The 19,896-nt window shown below is 74.7% G+C and carries 16 protein-coding genes, 1 pseudogene and 1 riboswitch; of the genes and pseudogenes, 8 read left to right on the forward strand and 9 right to left on the reverse strand.

Annotation, left to right across the window (positions count from 1 at the left end):
• Window positions 1–150 precede the first annotated feature (150 nt).
• Entirely contained in the window at window positions 151–957 is an 807-nt protein-coding gene (locus tag AB0F11_RS31575; protein WP_362181086.1) for a helix-turn-helix transcriptional regulator, read from the forward strand.
• On the opposite strand, the gene AB0F11_RS31580 is transcribed toward AB0F11_RS31575, so the two are convergent.
• Window positions 943–1,365: a hypothetical protein gene (locus tag AB0F11_RS31580; RefSeq protein ID WP_362181089.1), complete on the reverse strand. Its 423-nt coding sequence runs from the start codon at window positions 1,363–1,365 to the stop codon at window positions 943–945. The two genes, AB0F11_RS31575 and AB0F11_RS31580, sit on opposite strands and share 15 nt — an antisense overlap.
• Before the next feature lie 449 nt (window positions 1,366–1,814).
• Here AB0F11_RS31580 and AB0F11_RS31585 point away from each other — a divergent pair, with 449 nt between their 5' ends.
• The 3 genes from AB0F11_RS31585 to AB0F11_RS31595 all read left to right on the forward strand — a co-directional run bounded on the left by AB0F11_RS31585 (window position 1,815) and on the right by AB0F11_RS31595 (window position 5,168).
• Complete coding sequence (locus tag AB0F11_RS31585) at window positions 1,815–2,378, forward strand: toxin-antitoxin system, toxin component (RefSeq protein WP_362181092.1); 564 nt, start codon at window positions 1,815–1,817, stop codon at window positions 2,376–2,378.
• A 130-nt stretch (window positions 2,379–2,508) separates the two neighbouring features.
• Window positions 2,509–3,978 (forward strand): FAD-dependent monooxygenase, encoded by a 1,470-nt coding sequence (locus tag AB0F11_RS31590; RefSeq protein ID WP_362181095.1) that lies wholly within the window; start codon window positions 2,509–2,511, stop codon window positions 3,976–3,978.
• Window positions 3,975–5,168, forward strand: coding sequence for an MAB_1171c family putative transporter (locus AB0F11_RS31595; protein ID WP_362181098.1), 1,194 nt, complete (start codon window positions 3,975–3,977; stop codon window positions 5,166–5,168). The genes AB0F11_RS31590 and AB0F11_RS31595 overlap by 4 nt, the downstream gene beginning before the upstream one ends.
• A gap of 88 nt (window positions 5,169–5,256) precedes the next feature.
• Here the strand turns inward: AB0F11_RS31595 and AB0F11_RS31600 are convergent, their stop codons facing one another.
• Window positions 5,257–6,153 (reverse strand): bifunctional 5,10-methylenetetrahydrofolate dehydrogenase/5,10-methenyltetrahydrofolate cyclohydrolase, encoded by an 897-nt coding sequence (locus tag AB0F11_RS31600; protein WP_362181101.1) that lies wholly within the window; start codon window positions 6,151–6,153, stop codon window positions 5,257–5,259.
• 27 nt (window positions 6,154–6,180) lie between these two features.
• Window positions 6,181–6,280, reverse strand: a riboswitch (ZMP/ZTP riboswitch).
• A 193-nt stretch (window positions 6,281–6,473) separates the two neighbouring features.
• On the opposite strand from AB0F11_RS31600, the gene AB0F11_RS31605 reads away from it, so the two are divergent.
• Window positions 6,474–6,980: a hypothetical protein gene (locus AB0F11_RS31605; protein ID WP_362181104.1), complete on the forward strand. Its 507-nt coding sequence runs from the start codon at window positions 6,474–6,476 to the stop codon at window positions 6,978–6,980.
• A 272-nt stretch (window positions 6,981–7,252) separates the two neighbouring features.
• Window positions 7,253–8,866 (forward strand): RNA polymerase sigma factor, encoded by a 1,614-nt coding sequence (locus AB0F11_RS31610; protein WP_362181107.1) that lies wholly within the window; start codon window positions 7,253–7,255, stop codon window positions 8,864–8,866.
• An 18-nt stretch (window positions 8,867–8,884) separates the two neighbouring features.
• Here AB0F11_RS31610 and AB0F11_RS31615 read toward each other — a convergent pair.
• The 6 genes and pseudogenes from AB0F11_RS31615 to AB0F11_RS31640 all read right to left on the reverse strand — a co-directional run bounded on the left by AB0F11_RS31615 (window position 8,885) and on the right by AB0F11_RS31640 (window position 16,958).
• A pseudogene (locus AB0F11_RS31615) lies at window positions 8,885–10,698 on the reverse strand (hypothetical protein).
• Window positions 10,695–11,756 carry a MoxR family ATPase gene (locus tag AB0F11_RS31620; protein WP_362181110.1) on the reverse strand — a complete coding sequence of 354 codons (1,062 nt, stop codon included), beginning with the start codon at window positions 11,754–11,756 and terminating at the stop codon, window positions 10,695–10,697. The pseudogene AB0F11_RS31615 and the gene AB0F11_RS31620 overlap by 4 nt, the downstream one beginning before the upstream one ends.
• Before the next feature lie 106 nt (window positions 11,757–11,862).
• Window positions 11,863–12,303 (reverse strand): SRPBCC family protein, encoded by a 441-nt coding sequence (locus AB0F11_RS31625; RefSeq protein ID WP_362181113.1) that lies wholly within the window; start codon window positions 12,301–12,303, stop codon window positions 11,863–11,865.
• Window positions 12,304–12,439: 136 nt separating this feature from the next.
• Entirely contained in the window at window positions 12,440–13,732 is a 1,293-nt protein-coding gene (locus AB0F11_RS31630; protein WP_362181127.1) for an amino acid permease, read from the reverse strand.
• Window positions 13,733–13,959: 227 nt separating this feature from the next.
• A complete protein-coding gene (locus AB0F11_RS31635) occupies window positions 13,960–16,152 on the reverse strand; it encodes a phage holin family protein (protein WP_362181116.1) in 2,193 nt (730 codons plus the stop codon).
• 401 nt (window positions 16,153–16,553) lie between these two features.
• Window positions 16,554–16,958 carry a hypothetical protein gene (locus tag AB0F11_RS31640; protein WP_362181119.1) on the reverse strand — a complete coding sequence of 135 codons (405 nt, stop codon included), beginning with the start codon at window positions 16,956–16,958 and terminating at the stop codon, window positions 16,554–16,556.
• A 131-nt stretch (window positions 16,959–17,089) separates the two neighbouring features.
• Between AB0F11_RS31640 and AB0F11_RS31645 the strand changes: the two genes are divergently transcribed.
• On the forward strand, window positions 17,090–17,860 hold the full coding sequence (locus AB0F11_RS31645; protein ID WP_362181122.1) for an MBL fold metallo-hydrolase: 771 nt from the start codon (window positions 17,090–17,092) through the stop codon (window positions 17,858–17,860).
• Window positions 17,860–18,519 (forward strand): VTT domain-containing protein, encoded by a 660-nt coding sequence (locus AB0F11_RS31650; protein ID WP_362181124.1) that lies wholly within the window; start codon window positions 17,860–17,862, stop codon window positions 18,517–18,519. The genes AB0F11_RS31645 and AB0F11_RS31650 overlap by 1 nt, the downstream gene beginning before the upstream one ends.
• A 24-nt stretch (window positions 18,520–18,543) precedes the next feature.
• Here AB0F11_RS31650 and AB0F11_RS31655 read toward each other — a convergent pair whose 3' ends face one another.
• Window positions 18,544–19,518, reverse strand: a complete 975-nt coding sequence (locus tag AB0F11_RS31655) for an MBL fold metallo-hydrolase (protein ID WP_362181129.1) — start codon at window positions 19,516–19,518, stop codon at window positions 18,544–18,546.
• Window positions 19,519–19,896: the final 378 nt, after the last annotated feature.

Consider the following 19,896-nt stretch of genomic DNA (forward strand, 5'->3'; position numbering starts at 1 on the left):
GAACTCCTGACGTGGGGTCAAGGTTCCCACACCGCGCGCCCGGCGGAAGGGTGCGCGCCACGGCGCGGACGACTCCTTCGGCGCCGCCGGCGTCCCGACCGGCGAAACGTCCTCCACCTGCGGCAAACCGTCTGGGGTAGCGTCATGCGCATGGCGATTACGACACACGCGGAGAGCGGATCCGTCGGTGCCCTGCTGCGCACCTGGCGCCGGCGGCGGGGCATCAGCCAACTGGAGCTCGCGGGCCTGGCGGACTCCTCCTCGCGCCACATCAGCTTCATCGAGACCGGCCGGTCCAAGCCCAGCCAGGAGATGGTGCTGCGGCTCGCGGACCGCCTCGACATCCCCGTCCGCGAGCGCAATGCGCTGCTGCTCGCCGCCGGCTACGCCCCGCAGTACGCGCAGACCCCGCTGGACGACCCGGCGATGGGGACGCTGCGCGAGGGCCTGGAGCGGCTGCTGACCGGCTACGAGCCGTACCCGGCGCTGGTGGTGGACGCCACGTACGACGTCATCGCCGCCAACCGCGGCATCATGATGCTGATGGAGGGGCTGCCGGAGCACCTGCTGGCCCCGCCGCTGAACGCGATGCGGATCACCTTGCACCCGGAGGGCCTGGCGCCGCGGATCCACAACCTCAAGGAGTGGCGCGGCCACCTGCTGGCGCAGATGGAGCGGCAGATCGCGCTCGCCCGCTCCGCGCCGCTGCGCGCGCTCTACGAGGAGGTGGCGGCCTACCCGGTGCCGGACCGCCCGGGCGATGGCGAACCCGCCGAGCCGGTCCCGTACATCGCACTGCCGCTCGTCATCGAGCACGACGGGCAGCTGCTGTCCTTCGTGTCGTCCATCGCGACGTTCAACACCCCGATGGACGTGACCGTCGCCGAGCTGGCCATCGAGACGATGCTCCCGGCCGACCCGGCGACGGTGAAGTACCTGCGTTCACTGGGACTCTGAGGCGGCGCGCAGCGCCAGCTGCTGGAGGGCGGCGAAGGCGGCCACGACGGCGGCCTGCACCGGGATCCACGCCAGGCCCGCGGCGGTGGGGGCGTCCCAGAGCAGCAGCGAGACCAGGCCGGCCGCCACCCAGGCGTAGTTGACCTCGATGACGAGCTTGACGGGGAGGACCGGCGGGCGGCGGCGGGCGGCCAGCCAGCCGACGCCCGCGCCGTAGAGGGCGAGGAAGATCCCGACCTCGAACAGGGTGCCCTCGCCGATGCCGAGCAGTCGGCCCAGGGGGCCGCTGAAGGCCGCGTAGGCCAGGCCGTTGCCGCCGGTGACGACGGCGTCGAGGGCGAGGAAGCGGCGCAGGGCGCTCTGCGGGGCTGTGGTGCGGGCGACGCTGCCGATCAGGGTTGCGGACATGACGGATCAGCCTCCATCGAGGGTTCGGATGTACGCGGGTCGGGGGGGCCGGGGCGGGGAGGGGGACCCCTCGGGGGAGTCTCCGGGGGTCTTCCCCGACCCGGTGCCTCCACTGTGCCGGTGCGGGGCGGCAAGGGTCGATTACCTCCGACGTCATGCCGGTCCGCGGCCGCTCCCGGCGACGGCCCGGCCCCCCTGCCCGCGGGGTTCGCGGCTCCCCCGCCCCGGGGCTGGTCCGCTCCCCCGCCGCCTCCCGTTTCCCCGACCGGCACCGCGAGAAAGGTCGCGGTTCTCCTGCCCCGGCGGGGGGCGGCGGGCTAGGCTGCACCCAGCCGAAGACCTCGAACGTCCTGTCGACATACGGAGAGCCAGACGGTGTCAGCCCCCGCCCGACCCGACCTCGCGACGGCGTGGGACCGCGTCGGGGCGCCGGCGGAGGGGGGAGCGCCATGAGGACCACACGGAGCATGCGGAAGCTGGGCGGGGAGCTGCTGGCGGAGGTGCGCCAGGCGGCGCCGGGCGACGCCCGCGGGATCGTGGGGAGCCTGTGCGCCGCGTACGGGCGGCGACGCGGCGGCCGGCCGGTGGACTTCCGCTTCGCCGGATTCCCGCCGGACACCGCGAGCGGGCTCTGGCTGGAGCTGGCCGACCGGGACCTGCTCGTCATCGAGGAGCGCACCCGGCCCGAGCACCAACTCGTCATCGCCTGCCACGAGTTGTGGCACCTGGAAGAGGGCACCTGCGACAGCCACGGGCCGGGCATGGCGGTGGCCGCCCGGCTGGCGGGTCCGGGCGGCGACCTGGCGGAGCTGCTGCACTCGGACAGCGGGCTGGGCAGCGTGGTGCGGCAGGCCGCGGCGCGCGCCGACCGGGAGGACCCGGCGGAGATCCGGGCGGAGACCTTCGGCCTGCACCTGGGCAAGATCCTGAAGACCTTCCTGCAGCCGCCGCGCGAGGAGCAGTTCTCCGGGCCGATCGAGCGCATCAAGTCCTCGCTCGGATGGGGCCGTTGAGCGCGGAACCGCCCCTGCGGCGCCGCCGTTCCGCTGCCGTGGGCTCCTTCCCCCTGCCCGCGCGCGGCCCAGTGCCACGACCTGACGCGCCGCCGCTGTTACGCGGCCCCGACAGAGAGCACCGCACACGATGAACCGGTCCACCCCGCCCCGCCACGCCGTCGTCATCGGCGGCAGCATGGCCGGCCTGCTCGCGGCAGCCGTGCTCGCCGAGCACGCCACGGTCACGATCATCGACGCCGACACGCTGCCCGTCGGCCCGGAGCCGCGCCGCGGGCTCCCACAGGCCCGCCACGTCCACGTCATGTGGTCGGGCGGGACCCGCGCCATCGAGCGGATCCTGCCGGGCATCACCGCGCAGTGGACGGCGGCGGGCGCGCTCCGCCGCAGCCTGCCCGACGATCTGGTCACCAAGACGGCGCAGGGCTGGATCCCGCGCTGCGGGGAGAAGCAGTTCAACATCTCCTGCAGCCGCGACCTCCTCGACTCCGTGGTGCGGGCCCGCGTGACGGGCCTGAGCGGCGTCTCCACGCTCCAGCAGAGCCGGGTCCGCGCCCTGGAGGGCTCGGCGGCCCGCGTCACCGGCGTCCGCGTCGACACCCCCGGCGAGCAGGGGCGGCTGATCACCGCGGACCTGGTGGTCGACGCGAGCGGGCGCGGCTCGCGGGCCCGGACCTGGCTGCAGCAGCTCGGCGTGGGCAGGATCCGACAGGCCGAGGTCGACTCCGGGCTGGTGTACGCGACGCGGATCTTCCGAGCCCCGGCCGGGGCGCACGAGATGGGATTCCCCATCGTCAACGTGCAGTCCGACCCGCGGGTTGCCGTGCCCGGCCGGACCGCGACGATCGTGCCCATCGAGAACGGGCAGTGGCAGGCCACGTTGTCCGGGACCCGCGGCGGCCAGCCCACCGGCGACCCCGACCGGTTCATCCCGTTCGCCAAGTCGGTGCGGGACCCGATCGTCGGCGAGCTCCTGGAGGGGCGCACGCCGCTCACGGACGTCGCCGTCACGCAGGGCACCGCCAACCGCAGGGTCTACTTCGAGAAGGCGGACCTGCCCGACGGGTTCTTCGCCGTCGGGGACTCCGTGGCCACCTTCAACCCGCTGTACGGGCAGGGCATGAGCGTCGCCGCCCGGGGCCTGCTGGCCGTGCGGGACCTGCTGCGGGCCAAGGGCCTCGCCCATCCGTCCATCGGCCGTGAGGCGCAGCGCGCGCTCGCCCCGCAGGTGGCCACGGCCTGGGAGCTGGCCACCTCGCAGGACATCCTCTATCCGGGGGCGACCGGCATGCGGCCGCGGACCGGTGCCGGGCTGCTCAACGCGTACGTCAACCGGCTGATGACGGGGGCGACGACGCGGGAGGCCCTGACGGCGGCCTTCCTCCAGGTGATCACGATGAGCAGCCCGCCCACGTACTGGCTGCGGCCCGCGGTGGTCTGGCACGTGCTGCGCGCCTCGGACCGGGGCGCGCTGAAGGCGCCGCCGCTGACCGCGGCCGAGCGGGCCGTCGCCGGGCTGGACCGGCCGGCCGGGCTCCTCGGCCCCGGCGGTTCCGGCGGTCCCGTCGATCCCGTCGATCCCGTCGGTCGGGCGCGATGACGGACGGGCTCATCCTGTACGTCCCGGGGGCCGTGCTGATCCTGGTGCTGCTGATCAAGGCGCCGACCCTGCGCCGCGGCTGGGACCAGCCGCTGATGCGGGCGGTGTGCACGCTGCTGTGCGTAGGCTGCCTGGTGATGTTCCTGGCGGCGCCGCCGACGATCGCCGCGGTGAACCGGCTCACCGGCATCACCAACTTCTCGGCGCCGCTGGTGTACGGGGTGCTGACCGCGTTCTCCGGTTCCTGCATCGTCCTGGTGCTGCACTGGAGCGGCGGCCCGCCCGCGGTCGTCCGGCGGGCCACGCGGCTCACCTCAGCCGTGTTCGGCGCCGTCACCCTGCTCATCGTCGCCCTCTTCGTGATCGGCGACGCGCCGGTCGAGCGGCTGCGGGACCTCGACACGTACTACGCGAACACGCCGTGGATCCGGGAGATGATCGTCTGCTACCTGCTGGCGCACACCGCGGGCAGTTCGGCGCTGACCGTGCTGTGCTGGAAGTGGCTGCTGCGGGTCGCGCCCTCGCTGCGTCCGCTGCGCACCGGTCTGGCGCTGATCGTGCTGGGCGGGGTGCTGGACCTCGGCTACCTCGTCGCCAAATGGGCCGCGGTCGGCGCCCGCTGGGCCGGGCGGGACTGGGACGCCCTGTCGACGTACGCGGCCCCGCCGCTCGCCTCGGCCTCCGCCCTGATGGTCGGCTCGGGGTTCATCGTGCCGCTGGTCGGCGGATCGGCGGCCTGGCGGGACTACCGCCGCTACCGCCGACTGCACCCGCTGTGGAAGGCGCTGCGCGGGTTCGCCTCGCCGAGCGTGATGACCGTACCGCTGACCTGGTGGTCGCCGATCGGGATCCGGCTGATCCACCGCGAGTCGGTGATCGACGACGGGATCCTGGCGCTCGGCTGCTGGTTCGACCCCGGGGTGCGGTGCGCCGCGTACGAGGCCGCGCGCGCCGAGGGGCTGCACGATCCGCAGGCCTCGCTGGTGGCGGACGCGGCCATGCTCGCGGCGGCGGTGCGGCGGCGCAGGACCGCCGAGCTGGCGGGGCTCGTCGGGGAGCACAAGGAGCGCGGCGACCAGGGCCCGCCCGACCCCTGGCGGCTGGACTCGCGGCCCCTGGCGGAACTGGCGCACGCCTTCCGCTCCTCGCCCATCGTGGCCGCCGTACGCCGCGAACCGGCCGACGGGTAGCCGGGCCGCCGGGGCCGGGAGCACGGCAGAACGCCCCGGGCCCGGGAAGGCCCGGGGCGTTGTCCCGGTGTGCGGTGGAGGCGGCGGGTCAGAGCTCCGCGAGGGACAGCCCGGCCTGCTCGGCGGCGGCCTGGACGGTCTGCTCCAGCAGCACGGCGATGGTCATCGGGCCGACGCCGCCGGGGACCGGGGTGATCAGCGAGGCGCGGGCGGCCGCGGACTCGAACTGGACGTCGCCGACGTTGCCCTCGTTGTATCCGGCGTCCAGGACGACGGCGCCGGGCTTGATGTCCTCGCCGCGGATGAACTCGGCCTTGCCGACCGCGGCGACCAGGACGTCGGCCTGGCGGACGATGGAGGACAGGTCCTTGGTGCGGGAGTGGCAGTAGGTGACGGTGGCGTTCTGCTCCAGCAGGAGCATGCCGGCGGGCTTGCCCAGGATGGCGCTGCGGCCGACGACGACGGCGTGCTTGCCGGTGAGGTCCACGTCGTACTCGGCGAGCAGTCGCATGATGCCGCCGGGGGTGCAGGAGACGAAGCCGGGCAGGCCGAAGCCCATGGCGGCGAAGGAGTGCATGGTGACGCCGTCGACGTCCTTGCCCGGGGCGATGGCCTCGAAGGCGGCGCGCTCGTCGATGTGGTGCGGGACCGGGTGCTGGAGCAGGATGCCGCTGATCTCCGGGTCCTCGGAGAGGGCGGTGATGGTGGCGACGAGCTCCTCGGTGGTGGTCTCGGCGGGCAGGGCCACGTGGCGGGAGGTGATCCCGGCCTTGGCGCAGCGGTTCTGCTTCATCCGGACGTAGGTGACGGACGCGGGGTCCTCGCCGACGAGGACGGTGGCCAGGCAGGGCGCGGTGCCGGTGCGCTCGGTGATCTTCGCCGCGTGGGCGGCGGTCTGCTCCGAGATGCGGCGGGCGAGGGCCGTGCCGTCCATGAGCCGGGCGGTGGCGGGCTGCTCGGCGGGAACGGTCTGGGCAGTCGTCATGGGGTCTCCTGAGCGTCGCTGCGGATCGCGGTTCGCCCAGGCGCGCGGCAGTCGACGTACGGGGAGGTGCGCACGCCGGGCCGCTCCCCGGTGGTGATCCACCCGAACGCCAGTCACGGCCCGCACCCACTGTAGTCGACGCGCACAGGCGTACGAGGGGGCACGCGGGGCGCCGCGCAGGGCCGCAGCGGCCGGGATCGGGGCAATTCAGTGGATCACCGGCGTTCCGCCTGGGACGATATGGGACATGCCACGCACCTTCGACGTCCCCCGGACTCCGTCCGGGGGACCCCCGTGTCGCCGAGGCGGAGTCGGTCCCGGTGGACGGCTGGGACTTCTCCTGGCTCGACGGCCGCGCCACCGAGCAGCGGCCGTCCTGGGGCTGCCGGAAGCTGCTGTGCGAGCGCCTGGCCCGGGTGGGCTCGGCCCTGGACGTCCAGACGGGCGGCGGGGAGGTGCTCGCCGGGGCGGGGAAGCTGCCCCCGCTGATGGCGGCGACCGAGTCGTGGCCGCCGAACGTGGACCGGGCGACGGAGCTGCTGCACCCGCTGGGCGCGGTCGTGGTCGCGGACTCCGACGACGCGGCGGCCGAGGCCGCGGCGGCGGGCCTGGAGGTGGTGGACCTGCGCTCCGAGCGGCTGCGCACGGAGTTCCACGACATCGGGGCCGTGATCTGCTTCCTGCGGAAGGCGATCTGGGTGGTGCCCGGCCACACGGTCAAGCAGTACCGGGACCGGCTGGCCGAGCGCCACGAACGGATCGAGCGGGACGGCCCGTTCGTGGCGCACACCGCCCGTTTACTGATCGAGGCCCGCACGCCGGCCTGACGCCGCGGTGCAGGCCGGGGACGGGCCGCGGACGTGCCGCGGACGTGCCGCGGACGTGCCGGGACCGCGGACGGATCTGCGGCCGATCGGTTGCGCGGCCACAGCGTGGCGCAGGTCACTCAATTCAGCGCGTAACGAATCGACTCGGGCATGCGATGAACCGACAGGTGTCCTCGCGCGGCCCGGAATACAGACCCCCCTCGGGTCTGTTTCCCGAGTCCGCGCGATGATGTCCCGCCCACTCCCTATCTGTTCGCAACGAGAGGCTCCTTGTGTCGCTCAGCCCGTCCCGTACGTTCCCTCCGGAGATCGCCGAATCGGAGGCCCTCGTCGCGCTCGTCGAGCGCGGTCGCGAGCAGGGTCACATCAACGGTGATGACGTGCGTCAGGCCTTCGAGGCCGGCCGCATCCCGGTGGACCAGTGGAAGCGGGTCCTGCGCAGTCTGAACCAGGTCCTGGACGAGGAGGGTGTCGCCCTCCACGTCAGCGCGGCCCCCGCCACGAAGGCTGCCGCCAAGAAGCCGCGCAAGGCTGCCGCCGCCCCGGCCCGCACCGTGACGAAGAAGGCCGCCGCCGCGCCGCGCCCGATCGGCGCGCGCAGCCGGGCGGCGACCGCTGCCGCGGCGGCCGCCGCGGCCACCACCACGACCACCGCTGCAGCGGCCCCGGCTGCGGCGATATCCGCACCGTCGGCCGCCGCGCCCGAGGCCCCCGCGGCCGAGGCCGCCGAGCCGAAGAAGCGGACGGTCAAGAAGGCCGCCGCGAAGAAGACGGCGGTCAAGAAGACCGCCGCGGCGAAGAAGACCACCGCGAAGGACGCCGACGACGCCGAGAACCCGTCCATCGAGGGCGAGGACTGGCAGACCGAGGACCTCGTCGACGAGGTCGAGGAAGAGGCCCCCGCGAGCGGCCAGGGCTTCGTGCTGTCCGACGAGGACGAGGACGACGCCCCGGCGCAGACGGTCATGGTGGCCGGTGCCACCGCCGACCCGGTCAAGGACTACCTGAAGCTGATCGGAAAGGTGCCGCTGCTCAACGCCGAGCAGGAGGTCGAGCTCGCCAAGCGGATCGAGGCCGGCCTGTTCTCCGAGTACAAGCTGGAGGAGGAGGACGACCACAAGCCCTCCTACAAGCGCGAGCTGGAGATCCTGGTCGAGGACGGCCGCCGGGCCAAGAACCACCTGCTGGAGGCCAACCTCCGTCTCGTGGTCTCGCTGGCCAAGCGCTACACGGGCCGCGGCATGCTCTTCCTGGACCTGATCCAGGAGGGCAACGTCGGTCTGATCCGCGCCGTGGAGAAGTTCGACTACACCAAGGGCTTCAAGTTCTCCACGTACGCGACCTGGTGGATCCGGCAGGCGATCACGCGTGCCATGGCCGACCAGTCGCGCACCATCCGCATCCCCGTCCACATGGTCGAGATCATCAACAAGCTCGCCCGTGTACAGCGCCAGATGCTGCAGGACCTCGGCCGCGAGCCCACGCCGGAGGAGCTGGGCAAGGAGCTCGACATGACCCCCGAGAAGGTCATCGAGGTCCAGAAGTACGGCCGCGAGCCGATCTCCCTGCACACCCCGCTGGGTGAGGAGGGCGACAGCGAGTTCGGTGACCTCATCGAGGACTCCGAGGCGGTCGTCCCGGCCGACGCGGTCTCCTTCACCTTCCTCCAGGAGCAGCTGCAGTCGATCCTGGGCACGCTCTCCGAGCGTGAGGCGGGTGTGGTGTCCATGCGCTACGGCCTGAACGACGGCCAGCCGAAGACCCTCGACGAGATCGGCCGCGTGTACGGGGTCACCCGTGAGCGCATCCGCCAGATCGAGTCGAAGACCATGTCGAAGCTGCGCCACCCGTCGCGTTCCCAGGTGCTGCGCGACTACCTGGACTGATCGGCGGCACGGCCCCCTTCAGGCCAGTCGGAAGACCGGCCCCTTGGGGGTGAACGGCAGGGAGGCACCCTGCGGAACCAGGAAGGCGTGTTCGCCCCGGATCCGCAGGGTGTCGCACCACCCGTCGGTGATCACCAGGACCGGGGCCCCGGGCGGGAAGTCCTCCGCCCGCCGAAGCAGGTCGATGCCGGGCTGGAGCTCGGTCCCGCCCCGTCCCCGGACCCGGACCCGGCCCGCGATCTCGGCCGGGGGCAGATAGCCCGCGTCGTACGGCGCCGCGTCGCAGAAGACGACGCGGGCGGCCGGTACGTCGCGGGCTTCGGCGTACGAGGCGATGGCACCCAGCGCCTTGCCGAGCAGGGCGGTGTCCATCGAGCCCGAGGTGTCGAGGACCACGCCGAAGGTGCAGCGGGCCACCTCCTCGGGCGGGTGGTACCGGCCCGCGCGCGGGATGTGCGGGGTGGAGGCCTGGCGGCGTGCCGGGCGGGCGTAGGACCGCACGGGGACGGGTCGGGGCACGTGCTCGTCGAACCAGCGGGCGAGGCGGGCGTCCCACGGCAGCGGCGGATGGGCCAGCGCCCGGATCTCCTGGACCAGCCCGGCGGGCAGCAGTCCGCGGCCGCCGCTCTCGTGCAGGTCGAAGCCCTGGACCAGGGCGCGCCGGTAGAAGTCGTCCAGGTCCGTGTACGGGCGGACGCCGGCGTGGGGCAGCGGCTCGCCCAGGATGTCCGGGCGGCCCTTGCCGCACAGGGTGGCGAGCCTGCGCATGCGGCGCATGTCGGCGGTGACGCGGTCGTAGACCTCCTCGACGGACAGCCCGGCGAGCGCGGGGTCGTGCAGCAGCCCCTCGGGCATGTCGCCGACGCCCATCTCCACGAGCCAGCCGTTGACCACGTAGTCGGCGGCCACGTTGTGCAGGTACGGGTCGCGGGCGCCGCGGCGCTCGCCGTGGCGCAGGGCGGCGTGGAGCATCTCGTGGGCGAGGATGAAGCGCCACTCGCCGTCGGTGAAGGTGCGCAGCGGATTGACGTAGATCTCCCCGGCGCGGGCGCTGACGGCGGCGACGGAGATGCCCCGGTCCCGGGCCAGCTCGGCGTCGGCGACGACCTGCAGGCCGGAGGCGAGGCCGCCGAGCAGCGGGTAGGCGGAGACGAACCAGTTCAGGGCTCGGTCCCAGGGCCTGAGCGGGGCGTCGTCGCGGCCGCCGGCCCGGTCCATGGCGGCGGAGACGGCCCGGGTCAGGGCGTGGGCGAAGGAGGTCTCCCAGTCGGGTGCGGCGGCCCGGTTCCAGGACCGCCAGGGGACCAGGAGCTGGTCCCCTGGCCGGCGGTGCCGCAGCGCTCGTAGGCGGGCGGGATGCCGTCGCGGCGCCAGCGGGCGGCCAGGAGTTCCTCGTCGCCGCCCGGATAGTGGTCGGGGAGCCCGTCGGGGGCCCGGCCGACGGGGAAGGTCAGCAGGAAGCGGTTGACGACGGCGCAGCGGGCGGCGAGGTCGAAGCGGTCGGGCTGGGGGCGGTCTTCGTCCGCTGCGGCGGGGACGTGCCCGAAGCCGAGGTGGAGCAGGCAGTGGGCGAGGGACCAGGCCCATTCGGCGGGTTCGGCGTGCCGGGTGGGGTGGGCGTGGACGGTGCCGTTGGAGGTGACCCTGGCCAGGCCCCGGGCGGGGGCGGCGGTGCACTTGGGCTCCCGGCAGACGTCCGCGTCGAGCGCGGCGAGGGCGGGGTTGCGCCGGACCAGCGCGAGGCCCTCGGCGAAGGCCTGGGCGGCCGGGTCGGGGCGCTCGGACGTACGGGAGCGGGCGCGGGAGCGCGTACGGGAGCGGGCGCCGCTCACCGGCGGGCCTCGACCAGGCGGGGCATGTCGCGGGCGGCTTCGACGAGGAACCAGGCGGGCAGGACGGGCAGTCCGTCGGCGTCGTCGGCGATGACGGTCTGGGCGACCTCGACGGAGATCTCGGCGAGCTGGACGAGCAGGGCCTTGGCGCGGTGGGCGGTCTCCCGGACGGAGGGCGAGACGTGCTCCTTGCGGGCGGGCAGCTCCTTGACCAGGCGGCCGCGGAAGGCGTCGGCGAGGTAGTAGAGCAGGTCGCGGTCGGCGAGGCGGGTGGGCCAGGACGCGTCGCCCTTCATGATCGCCTCGATGCCGAAGCTGTGCCGGACGATCTTGGCGTAGCCGCAGAAGGCGACGGCGTGGGCGGGCGTGAGGGTCCCGTGGGCGAGCACCTTGAGCGTCTCCTCGTCCAGGGCGGGGCCGAAGGAGTGCAGGGCGTCCGAGAGCATGTGCCAGGAGCGCGGGGTGGAGAACGGCTCCTCGGTCTTGGGCGGCTGGGACCACAGGTGGTCGGGCCGGTCGGTGAGGTGGTCGGTGATCCAGGGGTGGATACCGTTCTGCGCGGCCCAGGCCAGCCAGTCCTGCGCGGAGGCCCGCAGGTGGACGTGGGTGAGGCGGTTGACCAGCGCGGAGGCGACGGGGCGGGCGAGGGCGTTGTCGGTGGCCCGGTTGCCGGCGCCGATCACGACGGAGCCGGCGGGCAGCTCGTAACTGCCGATGCGGCGGTCGAGGATGAGCGAGTAGAACGCCTTCTGGACGTCCGGGGTCGCGGCGTTGAGCTCGTCGAGGAAGAGGCAGTACGGCTCGTCGCGGGCGATGGCCTCGGGCGGGCAGAACACCGACCGGCCGCCCCGGATCTGCGGTACGCCGATGAGGTCCTCGGGGGCGAGCTGGGTGCCGAGGAGGCTGACGCATTCCAGGCCGAGGGATTCGGCGAAGCTGCGTACCAGCGAGGACTTGCCGATGCCGGGAGCCCCCCACAGGAAGACCGGCCGGACGGTGGCGAGGCCGAGCAGCAGTTCGGGTACCTGGGCGGGGGTGACGGTGACGGCAGGCTGCACGAAGGCGTTCCTCGGTGGGTCGGGTGCGTGGAGCGCCCAGTCTGGGCGTTCCACGCATCCCGGGGCACCTGGATTTCGTGCGGTGCCGGCAGATCGGTGCTCCGGCTCAGTGCTCCAGCAGGTGCTTGAGCTTCTCCTCGTTGCGGGGCATCTGCCTGCGGGCGTGCGGCTTGACGACGAGGGGGGCGATGACCTTGCCTATGCCGTGGCCCTCGAAGTCGAGGTCCAGGGTCAGGCGCGAGCGGGCGCCGCCGGCGAGCGGTTCGATGGTCCCGTGGACGTCGCCGCGGACCGGGCCGTCGACGCCCTTCAGGTGCCAACTGCGGGGCGGGTCGAGCTCCTTGACCTCCATGGTCATGGGGAAGGAGCGCTTGCCCATCGTGCGGGTGACCTCGAACCGCTGGCCGACGTGCGGCGGTGCGCCGTCCAGCGCGCGGGCGGAGAGGGCGCTGTCCTGCCACTCCGGCAGGTGCCGGGGGTCCGTCACGTAGGCGTAGACGTCCTCGGGAGGGCGGGAGATCTCGATGCTTTCCCTGATCCCGGACATGGCGACCCCTTACCGGCCCCCTGCGGGACCCCCTGGTGGACCGCCTGGGGGACCCGCGTGGTGCCCCCTGGTGGACCCGCCTGGTGGACCCCTCTGATGGTGGTCCTCTCCCCCTCCCTCCAACCTACTCCGCAGGTCAGGCGGTGGCGCGAGCCTTGCGGGCGGCCATCACCGCGTACACGGGGACGCCCGCGAAGAGGAACAGGACGCCCTGGTAGACGGCCGCGTAGCCGGAGCCGGCGACCAGCCACATCGAGAAGCCGAAGGCCAGGACGGCGAGGGCGGCGTCGCGGACGAGCCGGCCGCGGTGGACCTGCTCGGCGCGGCCCGAGAGCAGCAGGTGGATCTGCGCGGCGGTGGACAGCAGGTAGGGGACGGTCGCCGTGAAGGTGGTGATCAGGACGAGGCTCTCGAAGACGCCCTGGGAGCCGGCGGTGTAGTTGTAGACGGTCAGGGCGGAGGCCAGCAGGACGGTGACGACGACACCGGTGACGGGGACGCCGCGCCGCTTGGTCTCGAAGGGCCGCGGGAAGAGCCCGTCCTTGGCGGCGGCGTACGGGGTCTGCGCGCTGAGCAGGGTCCAGCCGTTGAGGGCGCCGAGCATCGAGACGACGGCCGCGCAGGCGACCACGGTGCCGCCCCAGGTGCCGCCGAACATGGCGTTGACGGCGTCGGTGAAGGGGGCCTGGGAGGCGACCAGCTTGTCGTGGGCGACGAGGCCGAAGACGGAGAGGGTGCCCAGCAGGTAGACGGCGGCGGCGCCGAGGGTGCCGAGGACGGTGGCCCGGCCGACGTTGCGGGCGGGATCGCGGACCTCGCCGGCGCTGACCGCGGCCGACTCCACGCCGAGGTAGCTGAACAGCAGCATCGCGGCGGAGGCGGACAGGGCGCCGGCCGGGCTCTGGCCGGTGGCCTGGAACGGGCCGAGGTTGGCCGGGTCGAAGAAGAACAGGCCGCCGACGGCGACGAGTGCCAGCGGGGCGAACTTCAGGACGGTGGCGACCAGTTGGACGGCGCCCACCCAGCGGGTGCCGGCCAGGTTGGCGAGCGCCGGGAGCCACTGCACGGTGAGGGCGGCCAGGCACATGGACCACCGGTGGTCGCCGACGGCCGGGAAGAGGACCGTGAGGTAGCCGACGGCCGCGACGGCGAGGGCGGCGTTCGACACCCAGGAGGTGATCCAGTAGGTCCAGGCGGCGAGGAAGCCGGCGAAGTCGCCGAAGGCGGCGCGGGCGTAGACGTAGGGGCCGCCGGTCTGCGGGAGGCGCTCGGCGAGCCGGCCGAAGACCAGGGCGAGGGCGATCGCGCCGAGGGTGAGCACGCCGAAGGCGAGCAGGCTGATCGTGCCGAACGGCGCGACGGAGGCGGGCAGCAGGAAGATCCCGCCGCCGATGATGTTGCCCATGACCAGGCAGGTCGCGATGGGCAGGCCGAAGCGGCGGGCGTGCGGGCCGGTGCCTTCGGGGGTGGCGCCTTCGGGGGTGGAGGTGCCTGCGGGGAGGGAGGCGACCTCGGGTGCGGAGGTGCCTTCGGGGGCGGCGGGGGCCTGGTGGGCCGGGGCCAGGGCAGGGGTGGTGCTCAAGGGGGTCGCGCCTCGGGTGTTTCACATGCCGGACAGGTCGACACATGCTCCGGTACGGTGCGGACGCCGCCAAATCAACGGGTTTCGTCCTGCACGGGCACCCCTGCGGAAGGAAAGATTCCGCCTGGCGGGGGCTCTGACCGCTGATCCTTCACCGGTGTCCCTGATGTCCCCTCCGCGCGCTCGGCGCCGTCTGCCCCCTTCGTCCCCCGCGCGCCCGCCGTCCCCAGCGCGCCCGCCGTCCCCAGCGGCACCTGCGGCCCGTCCGCCTCGCGGAGCCAGCGCCGCAGTACGCGGTGCACCGCCTCCGCGCCCACCAGGTGTGGGTCGGGCTCCGACAGCTCCGCCGGCCACATCAGGAACGGGCGCCCCTGCTCCCCGCCCAGGCCGCCGTGCGAGCCGATCTGCTCCTCGAAGGCGTGCACCGCGCCGGTCCGCGGGTCGTACGCCGAATTCACCATGATGTCGGGAACGTGGGGGAAGGAGTCGGTGCGCCGCACCGCCTCGGCCGCGCCCGGCCCGAAGGGCGCCAGCAGCGCTTCGGCCGCGCCGGGTTCGGACAGCCGGGCCGTCGCCCCGCCCGGGCCGAGCACCTCCCCGTCCACCAGCAGGAAGCCGACGCCCGGATGGTTGGCCAACGTCGGCAGCAGCGCCGGGTGCGCCCGCTCGATCCGTGCGCGGGTGGCCCGGCCGCGCAGGTCCGGGAAGGAGATCACCGCCAGGTTGCCCGAGGCGAGCACCACCGGATCGGGGCCGGGCCGCGGGTGTGCCTCCTCGCCCGCCTCCACCGGCCGGTGCAGCGCCGCGAGCACCGCCGCGCGGGCCTCGGCCCCGCTGCGGGTGCCACCGGCCCGGCGGGAGACCGGCAGCCCGCAACCCGCCCGGACCAGGTCCTTCAACGTCAGCCCGTACCGGCCGAGGAAGGTCTCCCCCGGGCTCTGCCCGTGGTCCGACAGCAGCACGATCCGGTACGCGCGCGGCGCGTGCTCGGCGACGCGGGCGAGCAGCGCCAGGCTCCGGTCGAGCCGGGCCAGCACCTGGTCGGTGTCCCGGCCGCGCGGGCCGGAGTGGTGGGCGACCTCGTCGTACGCGACCAGGTCGGCGTAGATCGCGGCGCGCCCCGCGAGCAGGTCGCCGATCACCGCCGCGACGACGACGTCCCGCTCGACGACCGTGGCGAAGGCCCGGATCAGCGGGTACAGGCCGCCGCGGGAGACGCGCGGCCCCGCGCCGCGCAGCCGGGCCCGTACCGCCTGGCCGATCTCGCGGGCGACCTCGGCGGTGAAGGAGAGCGCGGTGCGCACGGCGTTGGCAGGATCGGAGAAGTAGGCGAAGTAGCCGGCCCGGGAGCGGTTCGCCCGGCCGCGCCGGGCCGAGACCGAGAGCACCAGGGCCAGTTGGTCGGCGCCGCCGCTGAACAGGTTGCCGCGGCTGGCCCCGTCGAGGGTGAGCAGCCCGCCGTAGCCGGTCCGCGCGACGGCGCGCCGCTGGAGTTCGGCGGCGCTGGTGGGCCGGTTGCAGACCACCACCTCGCCGGTGTCCTTCTCGTACCAGCGGAAGGCGGGCACGTCGAAGGTGGAGCCGTGCAGGATGCCGAGCTGGCTGGCGCCGGTCTGGCTGGACCAGTCGGTGCGCCAGGGCGTGATGCGGTGGGTGTGCTCCAGCCAGTCGGCCACCGTGGGCATCAGGCCGCGGGCGGCGGCGTCGCGCAGCACCTCGTGGCCGACGCCGTCGAGCTGGAGGAAGAGCAGCCCGGGCGGGGGCTCGGCTGAGCCGGGGGCGGCGGGGGTGCGGCGGGCGCGCCCGTGGCGACGCCGGTCGGCGAGCCGGTAGAGGCGGCGGCGGTACGCCTCGTCGTCGCGGACCGCGAGCGCGGTGGAGGTCGCGGAGGCGACGGCGGACATCACCGCGGCCACCACCACCGCGGTCTCGGGGGCCGCTTCGGCGCGGTCGGCGGGGATCAGGCTGAGCGCCATCAGCAGGAGGGAGCCGTTGAGGAAGAAGACGAGCAGGCCCAGCACCAGGGCGGGCACGAGGAGAAGGGCCCGGACGAGCAGCGGCCACACCAGCGCGCTCAGCAGGCCGAACGCGCCGGCGCCCCAGGCCGCGGTCAGGCCGACCTGGGTGACGCTGTCGCCGTCCTCGGACTGGAGCCGGAAGTCGGGCAGGATCCCGGCCAGCGCGAGCATGGTCAGGCTGGACACCGCCCAGACGACGGTGACCCGCACCAGGGCGCCGCCCGCGCTCCGCCACCGTCCTCGCCGCACGCCGCACCCGCCTCGCGTCTCCCCCTGCCCACGCCCGGAGTTCACCCGGCCCGCAGCCCCCGCCGCCTCGTCCAGCGTCGCACAGCGAACGAAAACCCGGCGGGTCACACAACCAGCGCACGGACGTACGCACCATTCCAGCCCGCGCGGCGTTTGAGCGCACGGGCGCGAAGCGCACGGGACACGAGCCGGGCCGGGCATGCCCACCCCGGCGCGGACTCGGGCCACTCAGCCCGCGCGGCGCTTGAGCGCGACCCCGGCCAATCCAGCCCGCGCGGCGATTGAGCGCACCGGGCGCGAAGCGCACGGGACACGAGCCGGGCCGGGCATGCCCATCCCGGCGGGACCCCGTCACTCCAGCCCGCGCGGCGCTTGAGCGCATCGGGGCCGCCGGGCAGACCCTACGTGCCGTCGTACCCCGCGGTCGGCATGGACAGCCGGCGGTGGACCTCGGCCTTCATCGCGGAGGTGTACCGCGGCTCGTCGAGCCCGGCGGTCTCCAGCCGCACCCCGCGCCGCCGGCACTCGGCGGTGAACTCCTCGACGGAGCGCAGGGCGCGGGCCAGCACGCGGTGGTTGGGGGCGACGAACAGGTCGACCTGCCCGGCGTCGACGTCGCACCACAGCCCGCAATGGTCGGCGCGCAGCCCGTAGACGAGCAGCTCCTTGGTGACGACGTAGCCCTGGTCGGCGGCCCAACGCGCGCACATGGCGTGCTGGCTCCGGGTGTCCACGGCGAACGGGTCGGTGTCGAGATCCTCGAGCGGGGCCAGGCTGGCGATCGCGGCCACGCGCAGCTCATCCATGCCGCCCGACCCTACTCCGATCCGCCGCCCGCGAGGAGGGGGCGGCCGGTTTCGGTTGCGGGGGCGCAGCGGCGGGGCAGCATCTAGGCTCGGACGGTGCGGGGCCGCGCGAGGACGGGGAGGCCGGGCCGGTGGAGATCACCTGGTGGGGGCATGCCACGTGCACGGTCGTGGACTCCGGGGTGCGGGTGCTGATGGATCCGCTGTTCACCGCGCGGCTGGCGCATCTGCGGCGGCGGCGCGGGGCGCTGCCGCCGGCCGAGGCGGCCGTGGCGGACGTGGTGCTGGTGTCGCACCTGCACGCCGACCACCTGCACCTGCCGTCGCTGGCCCGACTCGCGCCGGGGACGCGGGTGGTCGTGCCGCGCGGGGCGCGCCGGGCGGTGCCGGGGCTGGCGCGGTTGGCGCGGCTGCGGTCGCTGGCGGTGGCGGAGGTGGTCCCGGGTGACGAGGTCGGCGTACGGGAGGGGGTGAGCGTACGGGCGGTCAGCGCGCGGCACGACGGGCGGCGGCTGCCGTTCGGTCCGCATCTGGCGCCGGCGCTGGGGTACGTGGTGCAGGGCGCGGGGCGGACGTACTTCGCCGGGGACACCGGGCTGTTCGCGGCGATGGCCGAGGAGGTCGGGCCGGTGGACGTGGCACTGCTGCCGGTGGGCGGCTGGGGGCCGTACCTGGGGCCGGGGCACCTGGACGCGGGGCGGGCGGCACAGGCCTTGGCGGCACTGGCGCCGGCCGCGGCGGTGCCGGTGCACTACGGGACGTACTGGCCGGTCGGGCTGGACGCGGTGCGGCCGCACGAATTCCATGCGCCGGGCGGGGAGTTCGCCCGGCTGGCGGGGCGGCTGGCGCCGAAGGTGGCGGTGAGGGTGCCGGGGCACGGGGAGCGGGTGAGGCTGCCGTGATGCGGTGGCCTGGGCCGGGCGTGGGCGTGGCGGTGGGGCAGGTGCCGCCGGAGACGACGCAGCAGGCGGTCGGGTACCCGGCGCTGTTCGTGCTGGTGGCGCTGGGTGCGCTGGTGCCGGTGATTCCGACGGGGGCGCTGGTGAGTTCGGCGGCGGTGGTGGCGTTCCACCAGCGGTCGCTGCCCCTGCCGTTGGGGGTGGTGCTGGTGTGTGCGGTGGCTGCGCTGGCGGCGTTCGTCGGGGACCTCTCGCTGTACTGGCTGGGGCAGCGCGGGGTGCGCTCGCCCGGCGGGTCGCGCCGCCTGGAGCGGCTGCGGGAGCGGGCCGCGCCGGAGCGGCTGGCGCAGGCCCGGGCGCGGCTGGACGAGCACGGGGTGCTGGTGCTGGTGCTGTCGCGGCTGGTTCCGGCGGGCCGGGTCCCGGTGATGCTGGCCTGCCTGCTGGCGCAGATGCCGCTGCGGCGCTTCGCGCGGGGCGATGCCCCGGCGTGTCTGGCCTGGGCGGCGACGTACGGGCTGATCGGGATCCTGGGCGGGTCGCTGTTCTCGGAGCCGTGGAAGGGCGTGGCGGCGGCGGTCGCCGTGACCCTGCTGATCAGCGGGGGTCCGGCGGTGTGGCGGCGGCTGCGGCGGCAGCGGGAGCGGCGTGTGGCGGGCTGACGGTGCGGGCCGCTGCGCCCGGGGTCACCAGGAGCGGGAGGCGCCGATGGACAGGTCCCACAGGTCCTCGCGGGCGAGGCCGGCGCGGGCCCAGGCGGCGCGGACCCGGTGCAGCGGCTCGGTCACGGGCTCGGCGGACAGCACGAAGGTGGCCCAGTGCATGGGGGCCATGCGGCGGGCCCCGACGTCGAGGCAGGCCTGCACCGCCTCCTCGGGGTCGGTGTGGACGTCGCCGAGCCACCAGCGGGGCGCGTACGCGCCGATCGGCAGCAGGGCGAGGTCGATCCCGGGGTGGCAGCGGCCGATCTCGGCGAACCAGTGGCCGTAGCCGGTGTCCCCGGCGAAGTAGGTCTTCCGGGGCTCGGCGGACTGCGTGTCGGTGAGGATCCAGCCGCCCCACAGGCTGCGGCAGGTGTCGATCAGCGTCCGTTTGGACCAGTGGTGGGCCGGGACGAAGTCGAAGCGTACGCCGCCGAGTTCGGCGGACTCCCACCAGTCGAGCTCGGTCACGCGGGTGAAGCCGCGGCGGCGGCACCAGCGGGCGAGGCCGGCCGGGACGAAGAGCGGGGTGTGGCGGGGCAGCCGGCGCAGGGTCGGGGCGTCGAGGTGGTCGTAGTGGTTGTGGCTGATCACCACCGCGTCCACGGGCGGGAGTTCCTCCCAGCGGACCCCGACGGGGGTCATGCGGGCCGGGGTGGCGATGATGCGGCGCGACCAGACGGGGTCGGTCAGGACGGTCAGCCCGCCGGTGCGCACGACCCAGCTGGCGTGGCCGGCCCAGGTGACGCAGGCCGTGCCGGGGGCGACGTCCGGCAGCGGGGCGGGCTCGTACGGCAGGTCGGGGATGCCGCGCAGCCCGTCGGGCCCGGGCCGGAAGGCCCCTCCGCGGGCCAGCTTGGCGTAGGCCCGCAGCCCGGGCAGCGGCGTGGTCAGCCGGTCGGCGAACGACCGCGGCCAACTCCGGTGCTCCCCGAGCCGCCGCGGCCCCCCGATCCCCACGGAGGCACCACCCGCGGCCCGCGCCCCGGCCGACGGGGGCGCCGCCGCGGAACCCGCGTGCCGCGCCCCATCCGCGGCCGCTGCCGCCGTACCCGCAGCCCGCGCCGCGGCCGCCGCGGGGTCGTTCGCCCCCGGGGCATCGAGCGGCGCACCTTCAACCCCGGGCTGCCCGCCCGCCGCCGGTACCGCCCGGCCCTCCGTCTGCGGCCTTGGCGCCCCGTCGGCCGCCACCCCCCGTACGGAAGCGGCCGCGGGGCCGGGTTCCTGGGCGGCGGCCGCACGGCGGGCCGAGAGCCGGGGCACGCCGGGCCCCGGCGACGCCCCGGCCGCGCCGTCCGTCGGCGCGAGCGTGGACCAGCTCCCGCGGATCTGGGCCCG

The sequence above is a fragment of the Streptomyces sp. NPDC032472 genome, from assembly GCF_040636955.1.
Lineage (GTDB): Bacteria > Actinomycetota > Actinomycetes > Streptomycetales > Streptomycetaceae > Streptomyces.

Excerpts from the sequence above, each read along its gene's own strand:
- AB0F11_RS31595 (WP_362181098.1), top strand. The coding sequence starts at position 3,975 with ATGACGGACGGGCTCATCCTGTACGTCCCGGGGGCCGTGCTGATCCTG.
- AB0F11_RS31625 (WP_362181113.1), bottom strand. The coding sequence starts at position 12,303 with ATGTCCGGGATCAGGGAAAGCATCGAGATCTCCCGCCCTCCCGAGGAC.
- AB0F11_RS31640 (WP_362181119.1), bottom strand. The coding sequence starts at position 16,958 with ATGGATGAGCTGCGCGTGGCCGCGATCGCCAGCCTGGCCCCGCTCGAG.
- AB0F11_RS31600 (WP_362181101.1), bottom strand. The coding sequence starts at position 6,153 with ATGACGACTGCCCAGACCGTTCCCGCCGAGCAGCCCGCCACCGCCCGG.
- AB0F11_RS31590 (WP_362181095.1), top strand. The coding sequence starts at position 2,509 with ATGAACCGGTCCACCCCGCCCCGCCACGCCGTCGTCATCGGCGGCAGC.
- AB0F11_RS31650 (WP_362181124.1), top strand. The coding sequence starts at position 17,860 with ATGCGGTGGCCTGGGCCGGGCGTGGGCGTGGCGGTGGGGCAGGTGCCG.
- AB0F11_RS31585 (WP_362181092.1), top strand. The coding sequence starts at position 1,815 with ATGAGGACCACACGGAGCATGCGGAAGCTGGGCGGGGAGCTGCTGGCG.
- AB0F11_RS31580 (WP_362181089.1), bottom strand. The coding sequence starts at position 1,365 with ATGTCCGCAACCCTGATCGGCAGCGTCGCCCGCACCACAGCCCCGCAG.
- AB0F11_RS31575 (WP_362181086.1), top strand. The coding sequence starts at position 151 with ATGGCGATTACGACACACGCGGAGAGCGGATCCGTCGGTGCCCTGCTG.